The 24,767-nt window shown below is 56.0% G+C and carries 27 protein-coding genes; 9 read left to right on the forward strand and 18 right to left on the reverse strand.

Annotation, left to right across the window (positions count from 1 at the left end; genetic code table 11):
• Window positions 1-33: 33 nt before the first annotated feature.
• From ACN0V1_RS02785 to ACN0V1_RS02805, 5 genes are all read right to left on the reverse strand, one after another.
• A complete protein-coding gene (locus ACN0V1_RS02785) occupies window positions 34-699 on the reverse strand; it encodes an SCO family protein (RefSeq protein WP_417543517.1) in 666 nt (221 codons plus the stop codon).
• 148 nt (window positions 700-847) lie between these two features.
• Window positions 848-1,768, reverse strand: a complete 921-nt coding sequence (cyoE, locus tag ACN0V1_RS02790; RefSeq protein WP_417543518.1) for a heme o synthase — start codon at window positions 1,766-1,768, stop codon at window positions 848-850.
• Window positions 1,765-2,859 (reverse strand): COX15/CtaA family protein, encoded by a 1,095-nt coding sequence (locus ACN0V1_RS02795; RefSeq protein ID WP_417543644.1) that lies wholly within the window; start codon window positions 2,857-2,859, stop codon window positions 1,765-1,767. Before ACN0V1_RS02795 ends, cyoE begins: the two co-directional genes overlap by 4 nt.
• A 64-nt stretch (window positions 2,860-2,923) precedes the next feature.
• Window positions 2,924-3,568, reverse strand: coding sequence for a hypothetical protein (locus ACN0V1_RS02800; protein WP_417543645.1), 645 nt, complete (start codon window positions 3,566-3,568; stop codon window positions 2,924-2,926).
• The gene (locus tag ACN0V1_RS02805) at window positions 3,555-4,292 is read right to left on the reverse strand and encodes an SURF1 family protein (RefSeq protein WP_417543519.1); all 738 of its coding nucleotides are present in this window, start codon (window positions 4,290-4,292) and stop codon (window positions 3,555-3,557) included. The genes ACN0V1_RS02800 and ACN0V1_RS02805 overlap by 14 nt, the downstream gene beginning before the upstream one ends.
• A gap of 53 nt (window positions 4,293-4,345) precedes the next feature.
• Between ACN0V1_RS02805 and ACN0V1_RS02810 the strand changes: the two genes are divergently transcribed.
• Window positions 4,346-4,549: a twin transmembrane helix small protein gene (locus ACN0V1_RS02810; RefSeq protein ID WP_417543520.1), complete on the forward strand. Its 204-nt coding sequence runs from the start codon at window positions 4,346-4,348 to the stop codon at window positions 4,547-4,549.
• 18 nt (window positions 4,550-4,567) lie between these two features.
• Here the strand turns inward: ACN0V1_RS02810 and ACN0V1_RS02815 are convergent, their stop codons facing one another.
• The 4 genes from ACN0V1_RS02815 to coxB are packed head-to-tail and all read right to left on the reverse strand — an operon-like array spanning window position 4,568 to window position 8,840.
• Window positions 4,568-5,455, reverse strand: coding sequence for a cytochrome c oxidase subunit 3 (locus tag ACN0V1_RS02815; RefSeq protein ID WP_417543521.1), 888 nt, complete (start codon window positions 5,453-5,455; stop codon window positions 4,568-4,570).
• Between the two features lie 16 nt (window positions 5,456-5,471).
• Entirely contained in the window at window positions 5,472-6,062 is a 591-nt protein-coding gene (locus ACN0V1_RS02820; protein WP_417543522.1) for a cytochrome c oxidase assembly protein, read from the reverse strand.
• Window positions 6,063-6,074: 12 nt separating this feature from the next.
• Window positions 6,075-7,658 carry a cytochrome c oxidase subunit I gene (ctaD, locus tag ACN0V1_RS02825; protein WP_417543523.1) on the reverse strand — a complete coding sequence of 528 codons (1,584 nt, stop codon included), beginning with the start codon at window positions 7,656-7,658 and terminating at the stop codon, window positions 6,075-6,077.
• A gap of 57 nt (window positions 7,659-7,715) precedes the next feature.
• Entirely contained in the window at window positions 7,716-8,840 is a 1,125-nt protein-coding gene (coxB, locus tag ACN0V1_RS02830) for a cytochrome c oxidase subunit II (protein ID WP_417543524.1), read from the reverse strand.
• Window positions 8,841-9,046: 206 nt separating this feature from the next.
• Here coxB and ACN0V1_RS02835 point away from each other — a divergent pair, with 206 nt between their 5' ends.
• The 5 genes from ACN0V1_RS02835 (at window position 9,047) to ACN0V1_RS02855 (ending at window position 13,264) form a co-directional block, all read left to right on the forward strand.
• Window positions 9,047-10,375, forward strand: coding sequence for an MATE family efflux transporter (locus tag ACN0V1_RS02835; protein WP_417543525.1), 1,329 nt, complete (start codon window positions 9,047-9,049; stop codon window positions 10,373-10,375).
• Window positions 10,376-10,563: 188 nt separating this feature from the next.
• A complete protein-coding gene (locus ACN0V1_RS02840; protein WP_417543526.1) occupies window positions 10,564-11,214 on the forward strand; it encodes a hypothetical protein in 651 nt (216 codons plus the stop codon).
• A 199-nt stretch (window positions 11,215-11,413) separates the two neighbouring features.
• The gene (locus ACN0V1_RS02845; RefSeq protein ID WP_417543527.1) at window positions 11,414-11,560 is read left to right on the forward strand and encodes a hypothetical protein; all 147 of its coding nucleotides are present in this window, start codon (window positions 11,414-11,416) and stop codon (window positions 11,558-11,560) included.
• Window positions 11,561-11,595: 35 nt separating this feature from the next.
• Window positions 11,596-11,826, forward strand: coding sequence for a DUF1653 domain-containing protein (locus ACN0V1_RS02850; RefSeq protein WP_417543528.1), 231 nt, complete (start codon window positions 11,596-11,598; stop codon window positions 11,824-11,826).
• Window positions 11,827-11,941: 115 nt separating this feature from the next.
• On the forward strand, window positions 11,942-13,264 hold the full coding sequence (locus ACN0V1_RS02855) for a Na+/H+ antiporter family protein (protein WP_417543529.1): 1,323 nt from the start codon (window positions 11,942-11,944) through the stop codon (window positions 13,262-13,264).
• A gap of 461 nt (window positions 13,265-13,725) precedes the next feature.
• On the opposite strand, the gene ACN0V1_RS02860 is transcribed toward ACN0V1_RS02855, so the two are convergent.
• Together ACN0V1_RS02860 and prlC are read right to left on the reverse strand one after the other, a co-directional pair.
• Window positions 13,726-13,977, reverse strand: a complete 252-nt coding sequence (locus tag ACN0V1_RS02860) for a YheV family putative zinc ribbon protein (protein ID WP_417543530.1) — start codon at window positions 13,975-13,977, stop codon at window positions 13,726-13,728.
• Between the two features lie 57 nt (window positions 13,978-14,034).
• Window positions 14,035-16,080, reverse strand: coding sequence for an oligopeptidase A (prlC, locus tag ACN0V1_RS02865; RefSeq protein WP_417543531.1), 2,046 nt, complete (start codon window positions 16,078-16,080; stop codon window positions 14,035-14,037).
• A 151-nt stretch (window positions 16,081-16,231) separates the two neighbouring features.
• On the opposite strand from prlC, the gene ACN0V1_RS02870 reads away from it, so the two are divergent.
• The 3 genes from ACN0V1_RS02870 (at window position 16,232) to ACN0V1_RS02880 (ending at window position 19,170) form a co-directional block, all read left to right on the forward strand.
• Window positions 16,232-16,774: a gamma carbonic anhydrase family protein gene (locus tag ACN0V1_RS02870; RefSeq protein WP_417543532.1), complete on the forward strand. Its 543-nt coding sequence runs from the start codon at window positions 16,232-16,234 to the stop codon at window positions 16,772-16,774.
• Window positions 16,775-16,950: 176 nt separating this feature from the next.
• Window positions 16,951-17,400: an Hsp20/alpha crystallin family protein gene (locus ACN0V1_RS02875; protein WP_417543533.1), complete on the forward strand. Its 450-nt coding sequence runs from the start codon at window positions 16,951-16,953 to the stop codon at window positions 17,398-17,400.
• 207 nt (window positions 17,401-17,607) lie between these two features.
• Entirely contained in the window at window positions 17,608-19,170 is a 1,563-nt protein-coding gene (locus ACN0V1_RS02880; protein ID WP_417543534.1) for a sulfatase, read from the forward strand.
• Here the strand turns inward: ACN0V1_RS02880 and ACN0V1_RS02885 are convergent.
• From ACN0V1_RS02885 to dprA, 7 genes are all read right to left on the reverse strand, one after another.
• Window positions 19,167-19,466: a PA4642 family protein gene (locus ACN0V1_RS02885; protein ID WP_417543535.1), complete on the reverse strand. Its 300-nt coding sequence runs from the start codon at window positions 19,464-19,466 to the stop codon at window positions 19,167-19,169. The two genes, ACN0V1_RS02880 and ACN0V1_RS02885, sit on opposite strands and share 4 nt — an antisense overlap.
• Before the next feature lie 32 nt (window positions 19,467-19,498).
• Complete coding sequence (locus ACN0V1_RS02890) at window positions 19,499-20,338, reverse strand: flagellar motor protein MotB (RefSeq protein WP_417543536.1); 840 nt, start codon at window positions 20,336-20,338, stop codon at window positions 19,499-19,501.
• A gap of 4 nt (window positions 20,339-20,342) precedes the next feature.
• Window positions 20,343-21,116: a motility protein A gene (locus tag ACN0V1_RS02895; protein ID WP_417543537.1), complete on the reverse strand. Its 774-nt coding sequence runs from the start codon at window positions 21,114-21,116 to the stop codon at window positions 20,343-20,345.
• Between the two features lie 68 nt (window positions 21,117-21,184).
• Entirely contained in the window at window positions 21,185-22,012 is an 828-nt protein-coding gene (gene aroE, locus ACN0V1_RS02900; RefSeq protein WP_417543538.1) for a shikimate dehydrogenase, read from the reverse strand.
• A 12-nt stretch (window positions 22,013-22,024) separates the two neighbouring features.
• Complete coding sequence (hemF, locus tag ACN0V1_RS02905) at window positions 22,025-22,951, reverse strand: oxygen-dependent coproporphyrinogen oxidase (RefSeq protein ID WP_417543539.1); 927 nt, start codon at window positions 22,949-22,951, stop codon at window positions 22,025-22,027.
• An 8-nt stretch (window positions 22,952-22,959) separates the two neighbouring features.
• Entirely contained in the window at window positions 22,960-23,532 is a 573-nt protein-coding gene (locus ACN0V1_RS02910) for an L-threonylcarbamoyladenylate synthase (protein WP_417543540.1), read from the reverse strand.
• A 45-nt stretch (window positions 23,533-23,577) separates the two neighbouring features.
• Complete coding sequence (gene dprA / locus ACN0V1_RS02915; RefSeq protein ID WP_417543541.1) at window positions 23,578-24,735, reverse strand: DNA-processing protein DprA; 1,158 nt, start codon at window positions 24,733-24,735, stop codon at window positions 23,578-23,580.
• Between the last annotated feature and the right edge of the window lie 32 nt (window positions 24,736-24,767).

Consider the following 24,767-nt stretch of genomic DNA (forward strand, 5'->3'; position numbering starts at 1 on the left):
CTTGACCATGGCTGCGCCACATCTTGAACCGACTCAGGAACGGGCATTTTCACGGTTGGCTTTGGCCCACAGGTAAATGCGCTCAAAAGCCTCCGCGAGTTGCTCGGGTTTATGGGGCGGTTGAATAAGTGCCGCCAGCTCGCCATCCGGGTTTACCAGTGCAAAATGTCCGCTGTGGTCTACCAGTAACTCCCCATCCACCTGCCGGTGCACGAACACCGCACTCAGACTCGTGGCCAGCACACGCAGCGTTTCCAGATCCCCGGTCAGTCCATGGAAGTTCTCGCCAAAGAAACCGGTATAGGCTTTCAGCTGCTCAGGCGTATCGTGCTCCGGATCCGCGCTGACCAGAAGGTAGTCCGGCTGCGGCAGCTCATTCGACAATAACTTACCAGTACGACGCAGGTTAGCCATGGCCGCCGGGCAGATATCGGGGCAGTTTGTGTAACCCACGAACGCAAACGTCCACCGACCCCGGAGGCTTTCCCGGGTTACGGTTTCTCCGTTTTCATTGGTAAGTGTGAATTCTGCGAGGGGCCGCGGCTGGTCATAAACGTAAGTGTTCATCTCGGCAAGATCCGGAGCCGGGGTGGGCTCCCCGCCGTCCACCAGAAAAACCTGACGTCCAACCACGAGGCCAAAAATCAGCACCACGAGCAAAAACAGTGCGAATAACGTCACCTGAACTGAACGATTCATCATTACTCCAATTAGCGGACTTTGCTCTGAAACAGTGTCCGGAGGAGGGGGGACGCCTTTTCCTCTGGGAAAAACAACTCGCTGCGCTCAGACATTTTTTCCCGGCAGAAAAGACATCCCCCCTCCTCCCCGCAGAGTCTGTGCGGCTTCAGAAAAATACGAAGTGATCTACAAGGAGTACCACAAACAGGGCCATCAGGTAAGTGATGGAGTATTTGAAGGTGTTAAGTGCGACCCGGCGATCATCGCCTTTTAGCAGGCGTATGGCATAGTGGAGGAAGCGTAGGCCGAGGGCCAGAGCACCTGCCAGGTAAATCCAGCCGGACATGCCTGTGACAAAAGGTAGCAGGCTGACTGCCAGCAACATCAACGTATAAAGCAGAATGTGCAGTTCGGTGTATTTGTTGCCGTGGGTGACGGGCAGCATGGGGATGCCGGCTTTTGCGTACTCTTCTTTGCGGTGAATAGCCAGGGCCCAGAAGTGCGGCGGAGTCCAGGCGAAGATGATCAGAACCAGCAACAGTGCATGGCCTTCTACCTGGCCAGTTACCGCCGTCCAGCCCAACAGGGGTGGCATGGCGCCAGCAAGACCACCAATCGTGATGTTCTGGGGCGTTGCCCGCTTCAGGAACAGCGTGTACACGCCGGCATAACCTACCAGAGAAGCCAGGGTGAGCCATGCGGTGAGGTGGTTCACCTGCCACATCAATACCACCATGCCAACACTGGCCAGCAAGGCTGCGAACACGATCGCTTCTACCGGGGAGATTTTGCCTGTGGCCACCGGGCGCTTGCGGGTGCGAGCCATCATCGTATCGATTTTCTGGTCAACTACGTGGTTGACCACGGCCGCAGCGCCAGCAAGGAACGCGATGCCAAGGTTGCCATAGATCAACACGCTCAAGCCGGGAACGCCCGGGGTCGCCAACAGCATGCCAATGACTGATGTCAGGATCATCAGCGCTACGACCCGTGGCTTGGTCAATTCCAGATAATCCCTCCATGAAATGGTACGGGTTGATCGACTGGAAACGCGATCGGCCGGCAGTACGTTCACTTGCTCATTCATGCCGTAATCTCCTGATGCATTATTGTTGTACGTGTTGCTGTTTCAACCTGTGCCTGTAGCGGCAACTGATAGTGCCGCCAGATCAGGTAAATCACCGACAGCAGCAATCCAGCGCCCATGGCGTTATGCGCAACTGCAATCGGAAGGGGAATGTGGAACATAACGTTGGCAAGCCCAAGGGTGATCTGGGCTGCCAGCGCAGCGGTAACCAGCCCTGCCGGGCCGCGCAGCTCACGATTATGGTCCCGACGCCTGATCAATATCAGCAGAACTGCAAAGTACCCCAGAACCACCAGCGCACCAACTCTGTGGGTTACGTGTATCGCCACCCGGCCATCCGCTGTGAGCTGCCCACCCAGGTAGTTGGGGCCAACATGCTGGGTAATATCGAAACCGTGTTGGAAATCCATTCCATCTGGCCACCACTGGCCCTGACAGGTTGGCAGGTCAGTGCAGGCGACTGCCGCATAGTTTGCAGCCGTCCAGGCGCCCAAGGCTATCTGCATAATGATCAGTAGCAAGCCACCGAAGAGCCAGGGGCGGAAACCCGCCAGACTGGCCGCAGGTTGTTCAGGCGTGTTTGGCGTTACGCGTGCTGCTGTTGGAGACACGGCCTGATCGGCTGAGAACTTCCGAAGCCGAAGCACCAGCAGCGTAAGCAGACTCAGCGTGGTGAAGCCCCCCAGGAGGTGGAGGGCAACAACCTGGGGCCAGAGCTTCAGGGTGACCGTCCACATACCGAAGGCCCCTTGCAGCAGAATGAAAGCCGCAATAAACAAGGGCAGTTTGAAGGGCACGCCACTCCGGCGCTGGCGAATTGCGCTCGCCGCCAAGCCGAATACCACCAGCCCGAGCGTTCCGGCAGCGTAGCGGTGAATCATCTCCGGCCAGCCTTTGGCCACATCCACCGGCGTATCCGGGAACCGGGCATTGGCAATAGCGATGTGCGAATCGCTCTGGGGCACCTTTATGAAGCCGTAACAGCCCGGCCAGTCGGGGCAACCAAGCCCGGCATCAACCAAGCGGGTCCATGCGCCCAGCATGATCACCACAACGGCGAGAAGCACCGAAAAGGTTGCCCAATTCACCATGGCTCGGGCTTTTGGCGGGCGGGCGGTGTACGAGTAGCTCAAAATGACTCCTCCGGGCCGGCCCTCAGCCAACCTGCGACAGTTTGAGCAGATGCTTCAAATCTTTGAGCATATCCTTGCCAGAATTTTCCGGGCCATAGTGCATCATCACGTTGCCAAATGGATCGATCAGCATGATGCGTGGCTCTTTTTCCGGATTTATTCCGGCAGGCCAGGCTGGCGTTGTTCCTGCCGCCGGCACCAAGCGCTCCATTAAGCGATACTCCGTCGGCCAACGTGCCGCCAGATCGCCAGTAATACTGCCCAGCACAGCGGCTCTTGATACTCGATTGGCGTTTTTTCCCAGCGCTATGTTTGCTTGTCGGGCCAAGTAGAGCAGCTCTTCGCAACGACTGTCGCACTCGCCGGCCGCGACCAGCAGCAGCCACTGAGGATCTGTCTGGTCCGCGCTGAACCGCTTGGCCAGAGGCTCACCCGAGAGTGTTTCAAGGCTGAGATCCGCCACGGGCGTTGTCGGGCTAATCAAAACGCCCTGATTGGTGTGCCCGGCCGGGTTCAGCCAGCCGGTATAGAACATTACCGTGGCCAAAATCATTGGCCCAAAGCCAAGAGCAAACAGCAAAAACGCCGTACGCCGGCCTCTGCGGACCTGTTCAGGCGTAGGTCCGTCGGTCTCATCCTGCTCTGGTATACGGCTAGCCATTATCATTGTCATTATTGGATCCTGTCTTTCGATAACTCGCTAATACACTCAATATAGTCAGCACCAAGGCCAGCGCAAACCATTGTGTCGCATATCCATAATGGGTTTGCGGCCCCATAAGATCCGGCTCCCAGTCGGCACGGTAAGCTCCGGGCTGATCGCGATCCCGAAGCCGGATAATAGCACCAGGAAACTCTGCAACCTCAGCTCTCGCAACCGACCATGGAAGCGTTTGCACCCGACGGGGCCAGCCTTCCTGTTGCACGGTTCTGCCGGATAGAACCGGCGGTTCCGGGTACGGATTTATGCGGCCCGTCACACTGAAAATACCGTCAGGAGGAGCTACATCCGGCAGTTGAGTTCGAGTTCTCGGCGCCGCGACCCAACCTCTGTTAATCAGAACCGGCGGACCCTGAAGCGGGTAGAAGGCTGTCAGCACTTCGTAACCTGCGATGCCATCACGGGTCCGGTTATCCAGCAGCCAGCTACGCTTACCGAAGAGCCCGGTCACCGTAACCGGTCTGCCATTCTCCAGTCCACTGGCCACCAGGTCCGGCCAGTTGAAATCTTGTGCCTCTTGCTGCCACTGTTCAAGCATGACCTGTTTTTCTTCCGCCCGATTCAACTGCCAGATACCAAGGCTCACCAGTAGCGGTAAAAAGGCGCCGGTAAAAACCATTAACCGCCAGTTTATATGCCATTGCCGAGAGCTTTTCTTTGCCTCAGTCATGGTCTGCTATAGTGAGTCTGCCAGCAACAGGAACAAAAACCAGAGAAATTTTTATGCTCAAAGCCCTTATCATTTTTCTCATGCTCGCCGTCATCGTCAGCCTGTTCAGCGGGTTGTACTTTCTCATCAGAGATGGCGGTAAAACCAACCGGGTAGTGAACTCCCTCGCGATTCGGGTAACCCTGAGCGTGCTTCTTCTGGCCGTTATTCTGATTTCGCTGTGGCAAGGGAGCCTGACATTGCATCCGACTCCCTGACCGCAAGCCACTGTTGCATCAGATGACATACACGAACACAAACAAGCCCAGCCAGACCACGTCCACAAAGTGCCAATACCAGGAAGTTGCTTCAAACCCGAAGTGGTTGTCCGAGGTGAAATGTCCCTTTTGAATGCGTATCAGCATAATGATCAGCATCAGCGTGCCCAGCATCACGTGAAAGCCATGAAAACCCGTGAGCATGAAGAAGGTGCTGCCGTAGATACCGGACTGGAGCGTCAGATTAAGCTCCTGATAGGCATGAACATACTCTTCTGCCTGCAGAAACAGGAAGGCCAGCGCCAACACTATCGTAGCCCCCAGCCAGATTTTCAGCTTCTTTCGATTGTCTGCTTTGAGCGCGTGGTGAGCGACCGTCACTGTAAATGACGAACTGACCAGAAGAATGGTGTTTATCAGTGGCAAACCCCAGGCACCGATCACCGATTTAGGTGCGGGGAAAGCCTCCGGATCCGGGTTATTGATCAATGGCCAGGTTGCCTGAAAGCCCTCCCACAGCATGTTGGAACTGCCCCTGTCGCCTTCACCCCCAAGCCAGGGCACAGCAAACACCCGGGCGTAAAAGAGGGCGCCGAAAAACGCCGCAAAAAACATGACTTCCGAGAAAATAAACCAGCTCATACCCCAACGGAAAGTACGGTCCATCTGCGCGCTGTAGAGACCACTGCGGCTCTCTTTGATAACGCTGCCAAACCATCCAAACAGCATGTAAATCATGATCAGCATGCCGACGGCGAATATCATCCAGTCGCCGCTCGTGCTTTGGCCCTGCTTGCTGCTGACCATAATCGAGGCCGCTCCGAAGAGCATTACCCCCATACCCACCGTCGCAATAATGGGCCACTTACTTTGTTCGGGAACGTAATAGGTCTGAAAGTCCGCCATAGCAATCTCCGATGGCTTATCCGTTATCGATTGTTGTTGTTTTCAACGCAGCAGCCTGCGATTCACCCTGGTCATACAGCGTATAGGACAGCGTCAGTTTGGTGATGTGGCTGGGCAAATCCCGGTCCACAATAAAAACCAGAGGCATTTCTGTACTCTCGCCGGCTGCCAGTGGCTGCTGATTGAAGCAGAAACACTCTGTTTTATGGAAATACAGAGTTCCTTCCGATGGCGACAGGCTAGGAACCGCCTGCCCCACCATGTCGCGGTCTGTCGGGTTCTCGGCGTAAAACTTTACGGCAATCGCCTCACCGGGATGAACCTCGACACTGCGAGCCACCGGGCGGAAAATCCAGGGCATCTCCGGCCCGTTCTGCGCCAGAAACTGCACTTTGATAGTGCGAGTCATGTCTGCAGTCGTGCGCTCTGTGGATTCGTACCGACCACTGGTCTTGCCATTGATGCCCGTAATGTCACAGAAAACGTCATACAAAGGCACCATTGCAAAACCGAAGGCAAACATGCCGACCACGCTGGCGAGACACCAGCCTATAACCCGCGCATTGCTGCGCGGCGGGGTCGCTTTATTTGCCGGTTGCTCAGCCATGTTGCCAACCTCCTATTTGACTTCCGGCGGAGTGGCAAACGTGTGGTAAGGCGCCGGCGAAGGCACCGTCCACTCAAGCCCCTCTGCGCCTTCCCAAGCCTTGGCAGACGCTTTTTCACCGCCTCTCACACACTTCACGACAATCAGAAGGAACAACAGCTGGGTAGAACCGAACATGAAGGCTCCGATGCTCGAAACCATATTGAAGTCGGCAAACTGCAACGCGTAATCCGGAATTCTGCGTGGCATCCCGGCAAGGCCCAGGAAGTGCATGGGGAAGAACGCCAGGTTCATCCCGATAAATGACAGCCAGAAATGGGTTTTGGCAAGGGTTTCGTCATACATGTGGCCGGTCCACTTGGGCAGCCAGAAGTATGCGGAGGCGAAGATACCGAATATGGCACCGGGTACCAGTACGTAATGGAAGTGGGCAACCACAAAGTAGGTATCGTGGTATTGGAAGTCCGCCGGGGCAATCGCCAGCATCAGGCCAGAAAAGCCGCCGATGGTAAACAGGATCACAAAGGCGATAGCAAACAACATCGGGGCCTCAAACGTGAGCGAGCCCCGGAACATGGTGGCCACCCAATTGAACACCTTCACACCCGTGGGTACAGCAATCAGCAAGGTGGCGTACATGAAGAACAACTGCCCGGCCACTGGCACGCCCACGGTGAACATGTGGTGCGCCCATACCAGGAACGAAAGCAGCGCAATGGCACCCACCGCGTAAACCATTGAGGCGTAGCCAAACAGCTTCTTGCGGGAAAATGCCGGGATAATGTGCGATATGGCGCCAAACGCCGGCAGGATCATGATGTACACCTCGGGGTGCCCGAAGAACCAGAACACGTGCTGGAACAGAACCGGGTCACCACCGCCAGCGGCGTTGAAGAAGCTGGTGCCGAAGTTAATGTCCATCAGCATCATGGTTACCACGCCTGCCAGCACCGGCATTACCGCAATCAGCAGAAACGCGGTGATCAGCCAGGTCCATACAAACAAGGGCATTTTCATCAAGGTCATCCCCGGCGCGCGCATGTTCAGCACCGTGGCGATCACGTTAATGGCGCCCATGATTGAGGACACACCCATGATGTGGATAGCAAAAATAAAGAAGGTTGTGCTCGGTGGCCCATAGGTTGTGGAAAGCGGTGCATAGAATGTCCAGCCGAAGTTGGGCGCTCCACCCTCCATAAACAGGGTTGAAACCAGTATCAGGAAGGCGCAGGGCAACAGCCAGAAGCTCCAGTTGTTCATCCGTGGCAGGGCCATATCCGGCGCGCCGATCATCAGCGGTATCATCCAGTTTGCCAACCCGACGAACGCGGGCATAACCGCACCGAAGACCATGATCAGCCCGTGCATGGTAGTCATCTGGTTAAAAAATTCCGGCTGGACAATCTGTAGTCCCGGCTGGAAAAGCTCTGCCCGAATAACCATCGCCATGGTTCCACCCAGAAGGAACATGGTGAAACTGAATATCAGGTACATGGTCCCGATGTCTTTATGGTTAGTCGTCAGCAGCCAGCGGCTGATGCCGCTGGCTGGGCCGTGATGATGATCCTGGGCGTGGGTATCTGCAACCGCACTCATTAAAACCCCCGTTACCGCCAATTATTGTGGCTGGTGATATCTGTTATCTGGCGTTGATTACTGTTCGTTCTTGTAATCGAAGATTTCTTTTGGCGTGACCATGTCACCGACCTTGTTACCCCAGGCGTTACGCTCGTAGGTAATGATGGCCGCAAGATCCGCTTCATTCAGTTGGCCGCCAAAGGCCTGCATCGCTGTACCGGGTTTACCGTTCACCACAATATCGATGTGTGCGGTTATATCTCCCGTGGCGATGGCGCTGCCTTTGAGTGCAGGGAATGCCGGTGGAGCGCCGCTGCCATCAGCCTGGTGACAGGCTGCACAGGCGGTGGCATAAGCTTTTTCGCCTCGCTCCATCAGCTCTTCCATGGTCCAGTCTTTCTGGGTCAGCTCACGCTCTTTCTCCGCCGTCGCTTTTTGCTCGGCAACCCAGGTGTTGTACTCCTCTTCCGGCACGGCCTTTACCACCACTGGCATAAAGCCATGGTTCTTGCCACACAACTCGGTGCACTGGCCTCGATAGGTGCCTGGCTTGTCAACGCGGGTCCAGGCTTCATTGATAAAACCGGGAATGGCGTCCTTCTTTACGCCAAAATCTGGCACCCACCAGGAATGGATAACGTCGTTTGCGGTCAGCAGGAAGCGAATTTTCTTGCCCACCGGAATCACCATCGGGTTGTCCACTTCCAGCAAATAGTTTTCGCCCTTGGTCTGACGATTACTGATCTGTTCCGCGGGTGTCGTAAGATTTGAGAAGTAGCCGAAATCTTCGTTGATGTATTCGTACTGCCACTTCCACTGATAGCCGGTTACCTTGATGTCTATGTCCGACTCGGTGCTGTCGTACATATCTATCAGCGTTGCGGTGGCGGGAATCGCCATTATCACAAGAATAACCAACGGTATGAGCGTCCAAAGGACCTCAACCAGAGTATTCTCATGAAAGTTTGCAGGTTTTGCGCCCTGAGACTTACGGTGGGCGAAAATAGACCAAAACATGATTCCGAAAACCACGACACCAATGGCAACGCAGATCCAGAAAATGGTCATGTGAAGGTCAAATATATCGTTACTGGTGCCGGTCACCCCGGGTGTCATATTCACCGTCCAGTCCGCCAGGGACAGAGCGGGGAACGACAGACCACCTACCAGGGCACCTGCCCGCTGAGCGTGCACGCGCATACTGTGTCTCCACAGAGTGTTATTATTGTCGGATTTTGCATTACCCCTCTGGCGCTTACCGGTGCTCTCGCATTCACCGGGCCACTCAGAGTGAAAGCCTGCTTATGGATACCTCGGGGTAGAGTATAGACACAGATCAAAAAAATACGAAAACATTGAATAAACCCAAAGATGCTAAGTACATATTTTTAGGAGCCAAATAGAATATGGCCTTCAGGTTGTCGACCACAGACCGGCGCTTATGGGCTCTGGCGTGGCCACTGATGCTAACCAACCTCACCGTTCCCTTGCTGGGGCTTGTGGATACCGCCGTGCTGGGGCATCTCGAGAGCCCGGAGTACCTTGGTGCGGTGGCTGTTGGCGCCAACCTGTTCAGCATCCTGTACTGGACGTTCGGTTTTATGCGCATGGGTACAACCGGGCTCGCTGCTCAGGCCTGGGGCAAGCGCGACAGTTTCAACCAGGTTGCCCTGCTGTTGCGCTCGGTGATGCTGGCGGTAGGTATCGGCCTGCTTCTTATCCTTTGCCACCAGCCCTTGATCCGGACAGGCCTGGCACTTATGAACCCGAGCGCAGGCGTTACCGAACTTGCCGCCGAGTACGCCGCCATAAGAATCTGGAGTGCCCCGGCGGTGCTCTGCCAGTACACACTTGTGGGTTGGCTGATCGGAACGCAATTCCCACGCGGCCCTATGATTATGCTTATTGTTGCCAACGGGCTGAATATTGTTCTGGATGTGCTGTTCGTCACAGTGCTGGGCTGGAACAGCCGGGGCGTTGCCATCGCCACGGTGATTGCAGAGTACGGTGCGGCGATTATCGGCTTTGCCATTGTTCTGCGCCGTATGCCCGATGGACAAAGACTCACCCGGGAATTGTTCGGACACCTCTCGGACTACCTGGCCATTCTTCAGGTAAACCGCTACATCATGGTTCGCACCATCGCCCTGCTTCTGGTTCTGGCATTTTTTACCGCTCAGGGGGCTCGCCAAGGCGACACCATACTGGCAGCCAATGCGGTGCTGATCACTTTTCTGCTTCTGATTTCCAATGCTCTGGACGGCTTTGCCAATGCTGCGGAAGCCCTGATCGGCGAATCGGTCGGCCAGAACAGCAAAAGGCGCTTCTTTGCAGTGTTTCGCTGCGCGCTGCGCTGGTCTCTCTGGGGTTCGTTGTTGCTGACCATTGTGTTCGTTGCAGGTGGCCGTGGCCTGATCGCGTTGTTGACTGGCATTGAGGAAGTCCGCACCACAGCCTGGCAGTATTTGCCCTGGCTTTGGATGCTGCCTTTCGTCTCTGTATGGGGCTTTCTGTTCGACGGGATATTCATTGGCGCGACACGTACCCGGGATATGCAGAACACCATGCTGTTTTCTGCGCTGGGCGTTTTTGCGCCCGTGTGGTGGCTAACCACAGGCTGGGGCAACCACGGGCTCTGGTTTTCTCTTGTCTGCCTTATGCTCGCCCGCGCGGCAAGCATGGGCTGGCTGTGCTGGTCCCACACCCGCAACGACCGATGGTTCAGCGCCCGTTAACCCATGGGCAATTGTTGACAATATCTGACAGTCGGGAAATCGCAGCTCGCTAAATCTCGTCTACACTTGTCAGAAAAGACGGGCGCCTTGTGGCAGTACCCAGTCACTGCTCAATTGCCCGGTTGCTCATTGCCCGTACAGGAGGCGCCTTGCGACCTCAACTTGTTCAAACACCGGCATGTCCTCAAATGACTCCACAGGCAGTCCTAGAGATCATTGACCACGCGCGGCGCAAGGAGGCTCGCTCGGGAACGTTTTTGCGGCAGTTGCATGAGAAAGCGGCCGCATTGCCTTCTGCTGTCACGATTGAGGGATACCAGCCTGCCAACTGCCTTTTCCAGTTCGCCATCGAATACATTGAAATGGCACCCAGACTCATCGAGTGCGTGGATGCCTGCGCGCGTGAGGCAGGCACAGCTCAGCTGTTCGACCCCTTCGTTAACTCGGCAATCGGGTACTTCACCGAGCCTTCAACCCTGCTGGTGCGCTATGTTGGCCTGGATGGACTGCTGATCCGCGCCTACCTGTGCCACCGCCTGATGGAGGAAATGCACGAGAACAATCACTCCATAAGGACCGGTGGGCTTGTCGATATAGAAGCAACCCGTGCTAACCTGCTGGTTCACCAACTTATTGGCGAGCCCTTTGCAAACGAACTGGACGATTCAATAACCGTGACTGTACTGCAGATTGCAGGTACACCGGACTATTACGAGCTGAATCTCGATCCCTTCGTTGAACAGGTGAATAATGATGCGTGGAACTGGATGCGGGAGTATTGGGAACACCTTCTGACCCGGAATCACATCCGCTTTTCACTGGGCTCTGGTCTACCCTGATGTGATCCTGCCTTGGGCGGTTCTGCGTAATTGAAAGATTCATAGCGATAATGAAGATAAAAACAGTTTTGCTGCTGGCGTGTTGCCTGGTGCCGGTTTCGAGATAGATCAGGCGCTGGCGAACATTATTGCTAGGCTAAGCGGCAGTTCAGTCATTTTCCGCACGAGCACGAACACTCCCGGCGGAATCGCCAATATTGTGAAAAACCTGCTATACCTCATAGTGGACGACGAGCGCATCAACGAACAATTCAAGGGTATGGAAAAAAACCATGTACCAACAGCAGCGCAGAACCGGCTGATCAAACAACTGCTGCCACTGTACCCGGATATCCGGCACCTTTGAAAATCGGGAATAACGAAACGAGGCGCGACACCAGCATGGCTGAGAAAAAAATTGAAATCCTGCCTGGCCTCTACCGGCACTACAAGGGTAAAGATTACGAAGTGATCGACATTGCCCGCCACAGCGAAACCGAAGAAAAGCTTGTGGTATACCGCTGCCTGTACGGCGACTACAGCCTTTGGGTGCGCCCGCTCTCCATGTTCCGCGAAACCGTCAACGTTGCAGGAGAACAGGTTCCACGCTTTGCGCGTATTGATAACGGCTGATCGTTACACAAGCCCTTTGACTCAGCCGGCCAATTACTGCACATTACCGCGTTTTCATGATGCCCGCCTTCGCAAGAAGGCCGGATAACCCCCTACGCATACCCGGAGTTTTCCCATGAATGCCGTCGTTGCCGCGGTGCTGATCATGCTCGTGCTGAGTTTGGCCCGCATCCACGTTGTTGTTGCCCTTATCGTAGGCGCCGTCTCCGGCGGCCTGATCGCCGGACTGTCTCTTGAAGCCACCATTGCCGCCTTTAACAATGGCCTCGGCGGCGGCGCTACCGTCGCTCTTTCGTACGCGACCCTGGGCGCCTTCGCCGTTGCTATCGGCAAATCCGGCCTGGCCCACGCACTGGCAGACAAAACCCTCACCATGGTCGGCCAGCAGGAAAATAGCGCAGCGGCCAAAAGCGTGCGCTACATGATCATCGGCGTGCTGATCCTGATTGCCCTGTCGTCACAGAACATCCTGCCCATCCATATCGCATTCATCCCTCTGGTCGTTCCGCCCATGCTGTACGTGATGGCAAAACTGAAAATGGACCGTCGGCTCGTAGCCTGTGCGCTCACCTTTGGTTTGATCACACCCTACATGTTCCTGCCCATCGGCTTCGGCGGCATTTACCTGAACGAAATACTGATGGCCAAAATCGGCGCCAACGGCGGCGAAACCGAAGGCCTGAGCGTTATGCAGGCCATGGCCCTGCCAGCCCTGGGCATGCTCTGTGGCCTTCTGGTTGCAGTCTTTTTTACCTACCGCGGCGAGCGTGAATACGACCTGGAAGCCATTACCCGCACCGAGCGCGTAAACGTGTCCTACAGCTCTGGCACACTGATCATGGCCGTCATTGCCATTGTGGTCGCCTTCGTGGTTCAGCTCTGGCTGGGCTCGATGATCCTGGGTGCACTGGCAGGCTTCCTGCTGTTCAACCTTTCAGGCGTGGTGAAGTGGAAAGAAGCCGACGATTTGTTTACCGAAGGCATGAAAATGCTCGCCATGATCGGTTTCATCATGATCGCCGCCTCTGGCTTTGCGGAAGTGATGCGCGAAACCGGTGAAATCGCCACTCTGGTACAAGGCTCGGTAGACGTGATCGGCAACAACAAACCCATGGCTGCGCTGCTGATGCTACTGGTGGGCCTGATGATCACCATGGGCATAGGTTCATCCTTCTCGACCATCCCCATCATCGCCGCCCTCTACGTGCCCCTGGCCCTGGAAATGGGCTTCAGTTCCCTCGCCATCGTCGCCCTCGTCGGCACCGCCGGCGCCCTGGGCGACGCCGGCTCCCCGGCCTCCGATTCCACCCTCGGCCCCACCGCCGGCCTCAACGTAGACGGCCAGCACAACCACATCTGGGATTCCGTGGTGCCCACGTTCCTGCACTACAACCTGCCGTTACTCGGCTTTGGGTGGTTGGCGGCTATGGTTCTCTGATTTAGGGAACTTTGGAGTTTGCCTTCGTTTGTAGCCTGCTGGTTTGGGGGCTACGAGGTCACGGGGGTACTTTTCTTCTGGAAAAAAGCAACTCGCTGCGCTCAGACATTTTTTTCCGCCAGAAAAGTACCCCCGCACCCTCTGAACACACGTTACAGATATCTTAGGGAAAAGATGGGGAGGGTAAACGTTCTGCGCAAGGCTTTTACGGCTGGCAACACTCAATACCTGAAACCTGAAACCAAACCGTACTGAACGAACTGAACGAACTGAACTTCTTTATCGTTTAAACCGATCTATCTTCGCAGTAAGAACAAGAGGACGTGGGGGGATGTTTTTCTGTCGGGAAAAAAATGTCTGAGCGCAGCGAGTTGTTTTTTCCCAGAAGAAAAATATACCGCCGCGGCCTCGCACCCAGCCAAGCCAGCAGGCTACAGTCCTTAGTCGTTAACTCCTGATCCTCAGTCCTCAGTCCCAGCCTTGAAGAAAACAACCTGCTTAACCGTATGGTCGTCATCGTTGTCGCGCTTGTTAACCCGAGTCTCCAACTCAGGATCAGCAGGCTTCTCAGCATCCGATACCGCATCAGTGAAGCCACAGGCCACACACTCGCGAATCTGCTCACCGTCATCGTCGGTGAACATCATAATCTTGTCCATCTCCGCACAGCGGGGACAAACGGCACCGGCAATAAAACGTTTTGGGGTCGCCATAACGTAACTCCAGATTAAAGGCCCCGGTGGCCATAACGACCACCGGAGAGGGTTGGATCAGGCGGCTTCGTCCGTCATACCAGTCTGCTTCAGCAGCGCATCTACCTGCGGCTCGCGGCCACGGAACGCTTTGAACAGCTCCATTGGCTCCTGAGACCCGCCTTTTTCCAGAATATTCTGCAGGAACGCCGTGCCGGTTTCCGGGTCGAAGATGCCGTTTTCCTCGAATAACGAGAAGGCATCTGCAGCCAGCACTTCCGCCCACTTGTAGCTGTAATAGCCCGCTGCGTATCCGCCAGCGAAGATGTGCGAGAACGAATTCGGGAAGCGGTTGAACTCCGGAGACTCCACCACTGCGATGGTTTCGCGCACTTTTCGGTGCATGTGCAGCGGATTGGTGGGGGCCTCTTCGGTGAATTCCGCGTGCAGACGGAAATCGAACAGGGAGAACTCCAACTGCCGTACCATAGCCATGCCGGACTGGAAGTTTTTCGCTGCTAACAGTTTCTGCAGCAGGTCTTCCGGTAACGGCTCCCCGGTTTCGTGGTGGCTGGCAATCAGTGCCAGGGAGTCGGGGTTCCAGCACCAGTTTTCCAGGAACTGGCTGGGCAGCTCTACCGCGTCCCAAGCCACACCATTGATGCCGGACACGTCCATGACTTCCACCTGGGTCAGCATATGATGCAACCCGTGGCCGAATTCATGGAACAAAGTGGTTACTTCGTCGTGGGTGAGCAGCGACGGTTTGCCATTCACAGGCGGCGTAAAGTTACAGGTGAGGAAGGCCACCGGCAGCTGCAACCTGCCACGCTGGTCGCGCCAGCGTACCCGGCAGTCGGCCATCCAGGCGCCACCGCGCTTGCCCTGGCGGGCGAACAGATCGAAATAGAACCAGGCAATCGGCTCGCCGTTGCGGCTGATGCAGTAGGCCGTGGCGTCTTCGTGCCAGGTTTCCACTTCCGGCTTGGCTTCAATCTGTATGTCGAACAGCTTCTCTGCAACGCGGAACAACCCGGGTACCACTTTATCCACCGGGAACCAGGGGCGGAGGGTTTCGGGTGAGATGTCGTAGCGCTGCTGGCGTAGTTTTTCGCTGTAGTAGCCTACGTCCCAAGCCTTCAGATCATCCAGGCCGTGCTGATCTTTGGCGAAGGCTTTGAGCTCAGCATAGTCTTTCTCTGCGACCGGCTTGGACTTGGCCGCCAGCTCGTTGAGAAAACCCAATACTTCGTCGCTGTCCCGGGCCATTTTGGTGGCCAGGGAGCGCTCGGCGTAGTTGTTGAAGCCCAGCAGTTTGGCCAGAGCATGGCGGCGCTTGAGAATTTCGGCCATAACCTGAGTATTGTCCCAGGTACCGCCGTCTGGCCCCACATCGGAGGCACGGGTAACAAACGCCTCGTAGACTTCGTGGCGCAGCTCGCGGTTGTCACAGTAGGTCATAACCGGGAAGAAGCTGGGAAAATCCAGGGTAATCACGTAGCCATCAAGATCTTTCTGGCTGGCGGCCTGTTTTGCGCCTTCAAGAGCGGATTCAGGGATGCCCGCCAGTTCTTCCACATCGGTGATGTGCTTGAACCAGTGCTGGGTGGCGTCCAGAACGTTGTCGCTGAAGCTGTTGGTGAGTTCCGATAGCTCGCGCGAGAGCGCCGCATACTGCTTTTTCTGGTCGTCAGGCAGGTCGACGCCACCCAAATGGAAGTCGCGCAAGGTGTTGTCCACGGCTTTGCGCTGGGCTTCGCTCAGTTCGCTGAAATCGTCCCGGGCCGCGAGCTTTTTGTAGGCTTCGCACAGGGCGGTGTTCTGGCTGAGCTCGGTGCTGTACTCGGTGAGCTTTTCCAGGCAGTTTTTGTAGACTTTGCGCAGGTCGTCGTTGTTCATGACGCTGTTGAAGTGCGAAATGACGGACCAGGCGTTATTCAGGCGGTTTTCCAGCGACTGCATGGGCTGAGCGAGGGTGTCCCAGTCAGGGTCTTCGTTCTGGGCCAGGCTTGCGATTTTCACGCGGTTTTCGCTGAGAATCTGGTCAATAGCCGTTTCCATGTGCTCAGTTCGCACATGATCAAACCTGGGCAGCAAATCATCAGTCAGTAACGGGTTATTCATGGATCCCCTTCTCAGCAATGAGTTGGTAAAGTAGCGTGACACAAACAACGCTAGCGTCTTGGGCCCCTGGAATGGAGTTCGGTTGGAAGGTCTTTCCAAAACCGAACTCCCCAGACTCGGGGAATAATTTCATCTAACTAGAGTATATGTAATGACGAATGTACGTTCTCACAAGGGTACCACGCCAGATTTCGGAGCACGCACTCTGGTGGACCCCAGCGCTGTGGTTATCGGTGATGTTAAAACCGGTGACGATTGCTCCATCTGGCCGATGACCGTGGTGCGGGGCGATATGCACAAGATTCGCATCGGTGACCGTTGCAGCATTCAGGACGGTTCGGTGCTTCATATTACTCATGCCAGCGATTTTAATCCGGGCGGCTACCCGCTGACCCTTGGCGACGATGTCACGGTGGGGCATAAAGCTCTGTTACACGGCTGCACCATTGGCAGCCGTGTGCTGGTGGGTATGGGCTGTATCATTATGGATGGCGCAGTGGTGGAGGATGAGGTGATCGTGGCTGCGGGCTGTCTGGTGCCGCCGGGGAAGACGCTGGAGTCCGGGCATCTCTATGTCGGCTCACCGTGCAAGAAAGCCCGGCCTTTGAGCGAGAATGAGCGTTCGTTTTTTGCATACACGGCAGCCAATTACGTGAAGCTCAAGGATGAATACCTGGCTGAGCTGAAACCATAATTCTGGTTAATTTCTGATCGCGTTCGAGAGGGCTTGAAAAATAATCCGGTGTTCATACATTCGTTAATAGCGGATGTTCACGGATATCCAACCGGCTAAAGCCAGTACGCAGAGCAGTTCCGGGAACGAGGCTGATTTTTTCAAATTCGTTTGTGTAGACAAGAGAGGAACTTCTTATGAGCAACCTTACCCGCTGGAACCCGATCAATGAACTTGAAGACCTGATGGGTCGTTATAACCGGATGTTTGGCGTGTCACGCACTGGCAGCGAAGGCAAAGACCTGTTCAGTCGCAGTGACTGGGCGCCAGCCGTCGACATCAAGGAAACGGACAACGCCTTCACCATAGAGGCAGAACTGCCAGGTATGGACAAAAAGGACGTGAAGGTAACCGTGCGCGACGGTGTGCTATCCATTGAGGGAGAGCGGAAGCATGAGGAAAAATCCGATGACAAAAAGGTGCATCGCGTTGAGCGTTTCTATGGCAGCTTCATGCGCCGCTTCACATTGCCGGAAAATGTTGACGACAATAGTGTGAAAGCCAACTTCAAGGATGGCCTGTTGACGCTCACCTTGCAGAAGGCAGAGCCGAAAGAGCCCAAAGCCATTGAGGTAGACGTACAGTAACTCACTTCACTTTTTGTGATTGATGCTGTGGCCGGGAGTCAGTTCCCGGCCACAGCATTTTTTTGCTCGGTAAGGTTTAAACTGGTAGCGATTGCAATTATATCGGGCCAGGCGATGAATAACTTACCGAGACGTAAGCGAATGGTCTGAATAGCAGTCTGAAGCCGTATGTCTCGTATCCACGAGCGCTACTGGAGAGCGTGCATCATGATGCTGTTCTGGCTGCTGCTACTTAACGGTCTGTTTTTAATTCCGGCTCTGGCCTTACCGGGCGCCATGCCCTGGCTATCAATTGAGGCAATCGGGCTTTGGGCTCTGTTTTGTCTGCTGCCGAACCCATATCGGCGGCACCGCATCACCACGGCCCTGGCGGTCATCTACAGTGCATTGGCATTCCTGGTTCTGGTGGACGCTCTGGTTCGCGAAAGCCTGGGGCGAGGACTGAACCTGTACCTGGAGGTTGGACAGCTGGGTGCCGCCTGGAACCTTTTGGAGACCAACCTGGGCGCTCTGATGTCTGCTCTGGCTCTTGCACTTCTCATGGGCCTTCTGGCAAGCCTGGGCTGGCTGTTTCGTTTAAGCCTGGAGCGTCTTCAATATCACTCGCCGGCAAATCTTGCCAAACCGCTTTTGTTGGTGGCAGGTCTTGTCATTGCAGGAGCAGCAACACCCCTTATCGGGAGTCCGGCGCTGGCATTCGTGGCCAATCAGGCGTCCCTGGTGACTCACACCTATCAGGCGACCAGGGCCTTTGCCGAGCAGCTTCAGGGTCAGCCGGAGGCTGGCCAAAACCCGCAACCACTAATGCGGTTGGCCGGGAAAGACGTGATCCTCGGTTTTCTTGAATCCTATGGCGTATCCACCCTGACAGACGATCGCTACCAGGCAGTGATCGACGAGCGTCTGGAATCAATGGCACAGGAACTGGGCTCAGCGGGCCTGACGGTAGTAACCGGGAGGCTGCAATCTCCTGTCCAGGGTGGACAATCCTGGCTTGGACATCTCTCCGTGCTCAGCGGGCAATGGATTCATAACCAGATTGCCTACGAGACTCTCCTCAGCAGCAACTTTCCGACCCTTATCGACGACTTTCGCAGCACCGGCCATAAGACGTTGGCGGTGATGCCGGCTATCACCCAAGCCTGGCCCGAGGGCCGGCTACTAAGGTACGAGCACATCTACGATCATGACGATATGGATTATCAGGGGCCTACCTTCAACTGGGTGACCATGCCGGATCAGTATACCTGGCACTGGTTTCAGAAACTGCGCGAGCAGACCCCCGAGCCACTGTTTGCCGAGCTGGCGCTGATCAGTAGTCATGCCCCCTGGGTTCCGATCCTGCCAGTTATCGAGGATTGGGACAGTATTGGCAACGGACAGGTGTTCGAACGCTGGAAAGGAGCTGGAGAAACGCCTATGTCACTTTGGCGTGACCCCGACCGCGTCCGTGACCATTATGCCCAGGCAATCGCGTATACCCTGACCGTTGCCAGTGGTTTCGCAGCCCGATATGCAGGAGAGAACACACTGATGATCATTCTTGGCGATCATCAACCTGCCCCGCTGATAACCGGTGAAAACGCCAGCCGGGATGTCATCGTCCACATCATAAGTGGCGACCCCGAGCTGGTTACACCATTTCTATCCGGTGAACTGCCAGGGTTCCAGCTCGGCACCAGGCCGAGCCTGCAAACAGCAGGTGCACCCATGAATCGATTCCGACCGTTTCTGCATCGCCACTTTGGCAGTCTTTTAAACCGTCCTTAAGAACTTTTTTTCGCGCCCGCGTTTTCCAATGCACGGGCATAGTCCAGGCTTTTCCGGTGCTCGCCCACTCTATCCAGTATGGTTTCGCCGCTTTCATTCACCGCGTTGAGGTCCCGACCCGCTTCCACGAAAAAACCTACGAATCGATCAAAATCTTTGGCTATCATCGCCTGATAGGCTTTAAGCAGTGTGGTGTAATCCGAGCCTTCACCTTTGGGCTGGGTCACCAGGAAGCTTTTTACCCGTTCATCGCTCCATTCTTCACCGATGACTTTGGGTTTATCTGGTCCACTCACAATCACTCTCTCCTTATTCGTTAAATTGTTAATCAGGGCCGTATTTCGACCGGCAGGTCCCCGGTCGAGATGGATTCACCACATTCGGGATCACGAATGGCGATTTCCACCCGGCGGTTCAGCGCACGGTTTTCAGGCGTGTCGTTCGGGGCAAGGGCGTTGGTTTCAGCACGCCCAGCAGCAACCACCCGCTCTGCGGGTACCTGTTGGCTCATGACCAGCTCGTGCACTACGGATACTGCCCGGGCTGCGGAAAGGTCCCAGTTAGAGCGGTACCGGCTGCTGGAGATGGGCCGGTCGTCAGTATAGCCGGAAACCAGCACATCGCCTGTGCAACCAGCCAGAACGCCAACCACCCGCTCGATGATCGGGATCATCTCCGGCTTGATAGACGCCTCTCCGGAGCGGAAGGTGGCTTCCTCGGAAAACCGGATAACCACTTTGTTTTTGTCGTAATCGACACTCAAGGCTCCGGACGCCACTTCGTTCTCAAGCTCACCGATCATGCGACTGGCCAGATCTATCACACCGCCTGAAACAACCGTGGTCGCCGTGTCTGGCGCTCGTTCATCAATAAACTCCGGCTCCCGCTCCCGGGCCTGTGAGTCGGTGGGCTCTGGCAGGGATACTGTGTCCGATTCCACCAGAGTAATCGGCGAGCCACCGATATCATCCGACAGCACATTGGCAGAACCAAACGCATCGGACATGGAATTGGCCATCGCTCTGTATTTTTCAATATCCATTTCCGCAAATGACAGCAGCAGAATAAAAAACGTCAGCAGCAGCGTGGCAAGATCGGCAAAGGTAACGATCCACGCGGGGGTGTGGTTTTTCTGCCGGGGCTTGCTGGTTTTCCGGATAGTTTGCAAAACCTCAGGCCTCCCGCTCCGGCGCCAGCCCGGTGCGGTGTTCCGGCGTTACAAACGAGGAGAGCAGTTCGTTCATCACTCTGGGGTTTTCACCGCGCATGATGTTGCGCATGGATGTGATGATCAGAATCTGGTTGCGGCTTTCGTCTTCCGCCTTGAGCTGAAGCTTGTCCGCCAGTGGCAGAGCAATCAATTGCGCAATGAACGCGCCGTATAGAGTGGTGAGCAAGGCAACCGCCATAGCCGGGCCGATGGAAGAGGGGTCGTCCAATGAGTTGAGCATCTGCACCAAACCCACCAGGGTACCCAACATCCCAATGGCTGGCGCAGACTCACCAATACCCCGGAATACCCGCTCCGCCACTTCATAGCGTTCTGCCATCTGCTGGGATTCCTGAGCCAGTGCCTCTTCAACCAGCTCGGGCGGGTGGCCATCCACGCACAGATTGATGGCTTTCTGCAGGAATTCATTACCGGTTTGGTGGTTCTCCAGCCCCAGAATACCTTCCTTGCGCACCACCAGAGCCAGCGCACCCGCCTCGCGAATCAGCTCCGCAGGTCGTTCGACCCTATCGGTAAAAGCAGCACTCATGGCCAGGCGAAAGGCGCTCATCACTGAGGACATGCGAAATTTTATGAGTGTTACCGCAAAGGTGCCACCCACAACAATCGCCAAGCCTGGCAGGTTGAGAAAGGTAAGAAGCGAAGCGTTTGCCAGCATCGCCAGAATAACAATCAGAATGCCGGCGACAAGCCCTACGAGGGTAAGAATGTCCATGCATAGCCCTTATGGATAGCCCTTACGGGTTGTTGTCTCTACGACGGTCTCGGCTGCGATGTGCCCTTTCAGTCGTCACGCAACGCATCAATAACCGGTGCTGTTTCCGGTCGCACGCCCCGCCACACACGGAAGGATTCGGCGGCCTGTTCAACCAGCATGCCCAGGCCATCAAACACCCGGACAGCTCCGTTATCCAGAGCCCACTGGTTAAACGTGGTGGTCTGCAGAGAGTACATCATGTCGTATACAACTGTGCCGACTCCGATCACATTTGCGCGAACGGGTGGCAGGTCTCCCTGCAGGCTGGCGCTGGTGCCGTTGACAATGACATCGAAGGGCTGGCCCGGCTCTTCGAACCCGCAGGCGCTCAAGGTTGCAGCGCCGGCCTCATCGGCAAACAGCGCCACCAGTGCGTCGGCTTTGGCCACCGTACGATTTGCAATGGTCAGGCTCGCGGGCTGCTGTTCAAGCAAGGGGCCCAGAACACCACGCACGGCGCCACCGGCTCCCAGAACCAATACCCGGGCGCCTTTGAGTTGAATGCTATGGTTAGCCACCAGATCCCGTACCAGCCCGTGGCCATCGGTATTGTCGGCCACCAGTTGCCCCTCATTGTTCTGGTACAGCGTATTGGCCGCGCCAGCTTTTTCGGCTCGCGCCGCCCGGCATTCCGCCAGCGCCCAAGCCTGTTCCTTGAAGGGAACCGTTACGTTCAGCCCCTTGCCTCCATTTTCAAAGAACTGGTGAACCGTGGCCGCAAAACCATCCAGAGGCGCCTGAACTGCGGTGTACTCCACCGGCTCGCCCGTCTGCTCGGCGAACAAACTGTGAATTCTCGGCGATTTGCTGTGGCATATCGGATGACCCACTACCGCATAAAGTTCGTTGTTCATTGCCTACCTCGTTTACTGCGCGTCATCGGCTACCCAATTACGCCCGGTGAGAAAGTGCTCTGTAAGGCGTGCTTCTTCGCTGCCGGCTTCCGGTACACGGCTGTAATCCCAGCGAACAAGAGGCGGCAGCGACATCAGAATGGATTCTGTGCGCCCGCCAGACTGCAGACCAAACAGCGTGCCGCGGTCGTACACCAGGTTAAACTCAACATAACGCCCGCGCCGGTAGAGCTGGAAATCCCGCTCGCGCTCACCATAAGCGTGATCCATGCGGCGCCGTACAATGGGTTCATAAGCTTCAATATAGCTGTCACCCACGGACTTCATCAGCTCGAAATCCTTTTCAAAATCACCGGTATTGTGATCATCGAAGAAAAGCCCGCCGACGCCCCGCGGTTCGTCCCGGTGGCGCAGGTAAAAATAGTCATCGCACCAATCTTTGTAGCGGCGATACGTGTCCTCTCCAAAAGGCGCACAGGCGTCTTTTGCGGTTTTGTGCCAGTGCACGCAATCTTCGTCAAAGCCGTAGTAAGGCGTCAGATCATAACCACCACCAAACCAGTAAACCGCTTCAGCATTCTTCGGCGTGGCGATGAAAAACCTCACGTTGGCGTGGGACGTGGGCACATAAGGGTTGTTCGGGTGAATCACCAGGGAGACTCCCATGGCCTGCCAGGGCGCACCCGCCAGATGGGGACGATGTGCGGTGGCCGACGCAGGCATGGTCTCGCCCATCACGTGGGAGAAGTTGACCCCACCTTTTTCGAAGATGCGGCCATCGCTGATCACACGGCTCGCACCGCCACCACCCTCGGGGCGATCCCAGGTGTCACGAACAAACTCTACACCGCCTTCAAGTGTTTCCAGGCGCTGACAGATGACATCCTGCAAGCCAAGCAGATACTGCTTGACTGCATTGCTATCGGGTTGCTGTGGCATGAATTCTCCTAACGAAGCTGTTTACCGCTAACAATATCAATAATTCGGCTGGGTTTCCGGTTACCGCCAAGGTCGCCCGGAACAATGTGGTCGAGATGGTCATCAAAGTAGCGGCGAACCTGCGAAGCGTCGCGGGCCGGCTCTTGCCCAGCCGGATTGCAGGAAGTGGATACCAGAGGCATGCCGGCGCTTTCACACAGGGCTTTAACCACCGGATGTTCGCTGACTCTGACAGCAATCGAGCTATGGCTGCCACGTACCCAGTCAGGAACCTGTCTGTTTACATCTGGCAGCAAACAGGTCACCGGGCCAGGCCAATAGCTCAAAGCCGCCAGTTGAAGTTCTTCGGACAGGGGGTTCAGCAGAAAGCGAATCTGCTCCACAGACGCAGCCACCAGAATCAGGCCTTTTTCCATCCGTCGGTTCTTGAGTTCAAGAATGCGTGTTACCGCCTGCAGATTCCAGGGGTCGCACCCCAAGCCCCAGACAGCCTCCGTAGGGTAGGCGATAACGCCACCTCGCAGGATCGCACTGCAGGCAAGCTGTAACTGCTGTTCGTTTAAAGCGTTGAGCGCAGCCATACTGATGTTTTCAGACCAAAAACGGGATGAATCATCGCACCGGGCTCAGGCGATTTTCTGAAAACCTCCGGGGGCGGAACTCACCAGCCCTTCAAGCTCAAGAAGCATAAGAGACTGGACAAGCTGATCGGCCGGAAGACCAGTTGCCGAACACAGTGCATCGGTTGACTGGGGATCATACCCTAATGCCTCAAACACCGCGATTTCGCGGCTGTCCAACGCATCCACCGGGCTCGCAGCAGCCAGCCTGCTCCCCGGTGGCTTCGCGGCCGTCAGATCTGGCGCTCCACAACCGGCAGGTAGTGACCAGGAGGCGCCCAGTTCTTCCAGAATATCGTCGACTGTATCAACGAGCCTGGCGCCCTGTTTGATCAAATGGTGGCAGCCACGCGCCACCGGGCTGTGAATGGATCCGGGAATGGCAAAAACTTCGCGCCCCTGCTCCAGAGCCATGCGGGCGGTGATCAGGGAACCACTCTTCAAACCGGCCTCAACCACCAGAACGCCACGGCTCAGGCCGCTGATAATACGATTGCGCTGGGGAAAATGCGCAGCCCTTGCGGGCGTGCCGGGCGGATACTCAGATACCATCAGGCCATTATCGATAACCCGCTCTCCAAGCCGACGATGCTGGTTTGGGTAGATGCGATCAAGGCCGCAGCCGATGACTGCAATTGTGGCGTATCCCGCATCAAGGGCTCCGGCATGGGCTGCACCATCAACACCCAGTGCAAGGCCACTGGTTACCAGCAGATTGCGGTTGCTCAGCTCTGCCGCAAAGCGCCGGGCGTGGTCCAGCCCCGCAGGCGTGGCGTTGCGACTGCCAATAATACCAATCTGCTCATAACTCAAAAGGCGAACATCACCCCGTGCGAACAATACCAGCGGCGCATCATGGATGTGCCTTAGCGCTTCCGGATAATTGGAGCTCTGCCAGCTCACGATATCAATGCCATGCCGCGCACAATCCAGCAGGATCTGCCGAACTGCGCTCACTGAGGTATTGGCTTCATCCCGATGTTGCCACGCCAGGATTGCCGCCACCGCTTCAGCGTGCAGGCCATGCGCCCGGAGTGTTGCGGAGTTTTTGATGAGAAGATCAGTAAGGTCGGGAATTGTTGCGAGCATGGCCCGCCGACGAGCGCGCCCGAACTTGGGCAAACGGGTAAGAAACAGCCACTGCACAGAAGGAGAGGAAAACACAGCATCATCCTTGAAGACAACAAAGCCGCGCC

Origin of the sequence: Marinobacter sp. (assembly GCF_048266785.1) — a bacterium.
Lineage (GTDB): Bacteria > Pseudomonadota > Gammaproteobacteria > Pseudomonadales > Oleiphilaceae > Marinobacter.

Bases quoted from the DNA above. Each gene is read 5' to 3' on its own strand.
- ACN0V1_RS02855 (WP_417543529.1), top strand. From the start codon at position 11,942: ATGAATGCCGTCGTTGCCGCGGTGCTGATCATGCTCGTGCTGAGTTTG.
- ACN0V1_RS02870 (WP_417543532.1), top strand. From the start codon at position 16,232: ATGACGAATGTACGTTCTCACAAGGGTACCACGCCAGATTTCGGAGCA.
- ACN0V1_RS02895 (WP_417543537.1), bottom strand. From the start codon at position 21,116: ATGGACATTCTTACCCTCGTAGGGCTTGTCGCCGGCATTCTGATTGTT.
- ACN0V1_RS02800 (WP_417543645.1), bottom strand. From the start codon at position 3,568: ATGATAATGGCTAGCCGTATACCAGAGCAGGATGAGACCGACGGACCT.
- ACN0V1_RS02820 (WP_417543522.1), bottom strand. From the start codon at position 6,062: ATGGCTGAGCAACCGGCAAATAAAGCGACCCCGCCGCGCAGCAATGCG.
- cyoE (WP_417543518.1), bottom strand. From the start codon at position 1,768: ATGAATGAGCAAGTGAACGTACTGCCGGCCGATCGCGTTTCCAGTCGA.
- ctaD (WP_417543523.1), bottom strand. From the start codon at position 7,658: ATGAGTGCGGTTGCAGATACCCACGCCCAGGATCATCATCACGGCCCA.
- ACN0V1_RS02860 (WP_417543530.1), bottom strand. From the start codon at position 13,977: ATGGCGACCCCAAAACGTTTTATTGCCGGTGCCGTTTGTCCCCGCTGT.
- ACN0V1_RS02840 (WP_417543526.1), top strand. From the start codon at position 10,564: ATGACTCCACAGGCAGTCCTAGAGATCATTGACCACGCGCGGCGCAAG.
- aroE (WP_417543538.1), bottom strand. From the start codon at position 22,012: ATGAACAACGAACTTTATGCGGTAGTGGGTCATCCGATATGCCACAGC.
- coxB (WP_417543524.1), bottom strand. From the start codon at position 8,840: ATGCGCGTGCACGCTCAGCGGGCAGGTGCCCTGGTAGGTGGTCTGTCG.
- prlC (WP_417543531.1), bottom strand. From the start codon at position 16,080: ATGAATAACCCGTTACTGACTGATGATTTGCTGCCCAGGTTTGATCAT.
- ACN0V1_RS02815 (WP_417543521.1), bottom strand. From the start codon at position 5,455: ATGGCGGACTTTCAGACCTATTACGTTCCCGAACAAAGTAAGTGGCCC.
- ACN0V1_RS02810 (WP_417543520.1), top strand. From the start codon at position 4,346: ATGCTCAAAGCCCTTATCATTTTTCTCATGCTCGCCGTCATCGTCAGC.
- ACN0V1_RS02910 (WP_417543540.1), bottom strand. From the start codon at position 23,532: ATGGCTGCGCTCAACGCTTTAAACGAACAGCAGTTACAGCTTGCCTGC.
- ACN0V1_RS02850 (WP_417543528.1), top strand. From the start codon at position 11,596: ATGGCTGAGAAAAAAATTGAAATCCTGCCTGGCCTCTACCGGCACTAC.
- ACN0V1_RS02880 (WP_417543534.1), top strand. From the start codon at position 17,608: ATGATGCTGTTCTGGCTGCTGCTACTTAACGGTCTGTTTTTAATTCCG.
- ACN0V1_RS02795 (WP_417543644.1), bottom strand. From the start codon at position 2,859: ATGGTGAATTGGGCAACCTTTTCGGTGCTTCTCGCCGTTGTGGTGATC.
- ACN0V1_RS02875 (WP_417543533.1), top strand. From the start codon at position 16,951: ATGAGCAACCTTACCCGCTGGAACCCGATCAATGAACTTGAAGACCTG.
- ACN0V1_RS02785 (WP_417543517.1), bottom strand. From the start codon at position 699: ATGAATCGTTCAGTTCAGGTGACGTTATTCGCACTGTTTTTGCTCGTG.
- ACN0V1_RS02835 (WP_417543525.1), top strand. From the start codon at position 9,047: ATGGCCTTCAGGTTGTCGACCACAGACCGGCGCTTATGGGCTCTGGCG.
- hemF (WP_417543539.1), bottom strand. From the start codon at position 22,951: ATGCCACAGCAACCCGATAGCAATGCAGTCAAGCAGTATCTGCTTGGC.
- ACN0V1_RS02805 (WP_417543519.1), bottom strand. From the start codon at position 4,292: ATGACTGAGGCAAAGAAAAGCTCTCGGCAATGGCATATAAACTGGCGG.